Origin of the sequence: Streptomyces sp. SID4985 (assembly GCF_009863025.1) — a bacterium.
Classification (GTDB): Bacteria; Actinomycetota; Actinomycetes; order Streptomycetales; family Streptomycetaceae; genus Streptomyces.
Genome location: NZ_WWIR01000120.1, coordinates 1 through 460 on the forward strand (window position 1 = coordinate 1; position 460 = coordinate 460).

Here is a 460-nt window from a genome sequence, read left to right on the forward strand (position 1 = left end):
GGGTGGCCCGCCGCAGGGCTTCGGCGGAGGCCAGGGCGGCCCCGGGGGCGCCCCGGGCAACCCTGGCGGAGCCCCTGGCGGAGGTGCTGGCGGTCCTGGCGGCGCTCCTGCCGGTCAGGGACGCCAGTCGATGTTCGAGCGGGAGCGGCCGGGCCAGGGCGGCGGCCCCGGCAGCGCTTCGCCGTACGGCAACCGTGAGCAGTCGGGCCCCGGCGGCCAGGGCGGCCAGGGCGGCCAGTCGATGTTCAGCCGCGAGCCCTCGGGCCAGGGAGGCCAGGGCGGCATGGGCGGACCGGGTGCCCCCGGCGGCCAGGGCGGCATCGGTGGACCGGGCGTCCCCGGCGGCCAGGGCGCCCCGGGTGGCGGCGCCCCCTCCCCCTTCGACCGAGGCCCCTCCGGCCCCGGTGGCCAGGGCACGCAGGGCGGCGGCGGTGCCCAGCCCTCCTACGGCCGCGACCCC

At 82.0% G+C, this 460-nt stretch carries 1 pseudogene; it reads left to right on the top strand.

The window, feature by feature from the left end:
* Nucleotides 1-130: 130 nt before the first annotated feature.
* Nucleotides 131-460 (top strand): annotated as a pseudogene (locus tag GTW40_RS04850) (FHA domain-containing protein); the annotation flags it as partial.